Source organism: Microbacterium sp. zg.Y909, from assembly GCF_024626565.1.
Window position 1 is genome coordinate 1 of sequence record NZ_JANJFJ010000306.1, and the last position, 1,405, is coordinate 1,405.

The window sequence follows — 1,405 nt, forward strand, 5'->3', positions numbered from 1 at the left end:
ATCGGCGTAGACGTTGGGGGTGGCCATCTCCACCGTCGCCGGCAGGTTGATGATCACCTTGCGGTCGGGCGTCGGCTCGAAGACCTCGATCACCTGGTTGCAGATCTCGACGGCGAACTCGAGCTCGGTCCCGGTATAGCTCTCCGGCGAGTACTCGTAGAAGACCTGGGTCTCGGGGATGCGCTTCTCGAACTCGCGACACAGGCGCGCGCCCTCGAGGGCGATGTCGATGACGCCCTGCTTGTCGGTGCGGAACACGACGTCGCGCTGCAGCACGCTGGTGGAGTTGTACAGGTGCACGATCGCGCGCTTCGCGCCGGCGATCGACTCGTACGTGCGCTCGATGAGGTGCTCACGCGCCTGCGTCAGGACCTGGATGGTCACGTCGTCGGGGATGAGGTCCTCTTCGATCAGCTGACGCACGAAGTCGAAGTCCGTCTGGCTCGCCGACGGGAAGCCGACCTCGATCTCCTTGTAGCCCATGCCGACGAGAAGCTCGAACATGATGCGCTTGCGCTCCGGGCTCATCGGGTCGATGAGGGCCTGGTTGCCGTCCCGCAGGTCGACGGCGCACCAGCGCGGTGCGGTCGTGATGCGGTTGTCCGGCCACGTGCGGTCGGGCAGGTCGACGCGGAACTGGTCCTGATATGCCCGGTACTTGTGGATCGGCATGCCGGACGGCTTCTGAGTGTTGTCCATGGTCTTCGCTTCTTCTCTCGCCGGGGAGGCGGGCTCAAGGCTGATACGGGCCGACCAGAAGCTCCGCGACGAGAGGGCCCTAGAACGAGGACTCGTCGCGGCAGCTAAGAAGGAGAAGCGTGCCCGCGCGCATGGGTCGATGCTAACAGGATGCGGTGCCGACGCGGAGACGGACCGCCTGATCCGGACACGATCGAGGTATGAGGACACCTTCGCCGAGCAGAATGCTCATCGCTGCCGGGATCGTCGTGGCATCCGTCGCCCTCTCTCGGCGTGCGCCACGACACCCGGCTCCGGGGCAGCGGCGACGGGGCAGCAGGGGCGGGCTGTGCAGCCCGACCCGCCTGCCGCCGACGCGATCGGTCGGGGAACCGTCATCGATTCCGGGGAGCCGGTCAGGGGACGAGGGTGAGCTTGCCGCCGGGGTGGCCGGACAGCAGAACCTGCAGTGCGTCGTGCAGGCGTTCGAGCGGGAAGACGCCCGCGATCGGCACCTCCAGCTCCCCCGCCCCGGCGAGGGCGATGAGCTCGGCCCGCACGCTGTCGCGGTAGGCGGCGCTCGCCGGCATGCCACCGGCGATGCGACGGATGCCGCGGCTCTCGGCCGCGCCGGTCGCGGCGATCGTCACGACGCGCGACGGATCGGCGACGACCTCGAGGGAGACGCGCAGGGCCTCGTCGGTCCCGGCTGCGTCGAGCGCGGCGA

Annotated in this window: 1 protein-coding gene and 1 pseudogene; both read right to left on the bottom strand. The window is 68.5% G+C overall.

What is annotated here, in order from left to right; all coding sequences use genetic code 11:
• A pseudogene (locus NQ160_RS17770) lies at positions 1-699 on the bottom strand (2-isopropylmalate synthase); the annotation flags it as partial.
• Positions 700-1,094: 395 nt separating this feature from the next.
• Positions 1,095-1,405, bottom strand: a 311-nt coding sequence (locus tag NQ160_RS17775) for a zinc-binding dehydrogenase (protein WP_257516469.1), incomplete at its 5' end; no start/stop codon positions are given.